Consider the following 231-nt stretch of genomic DNA (forward strand, 5'->3'; position numbering starts at 1 on the left):
CTTTGTAGACAGTGAGACTCGTCACGCGGGTCCATTCACCGACTCTCTTTCTTCTCTCAGGCAGCGACGTGTCATGCTTCACGGGAATCGGTTCCCATCCCTGAGGAGCAAAGAATCTCTTCAACAGAGTCCATTCCTTCTCTCCTTCGTAACGATAGACTTCGGCTCGGGGAATAGAACCCGCATAAAGCTTGCCGTTATAGACAGTGAGGCCGTTGATCTCAGTACTGT

General features: G+C 51.1%; 1 protein-coding gene. It reads right to left on the reverse strand.

Features of this window, described 5'->3' with window-relative positions; translation table 11 throughout:
• On the reverse strand, positions 1-231 hold a 231-nt coding region (locus ACLJNW_RS28980; protein ID WP_410962135.1), incomplete at both ends, for a hypothetical protein.

It is taken from the genome of Salmonella sp. SAL4457 (genome assembly GCF_046548235.1).
Taxonomy (GTDB): Bacteria; Pseudomonadota; Gammaproteobacteria; order Enterobacterales; family Enterobacteriaceae; genus Salmonella; species Salmonella enterica.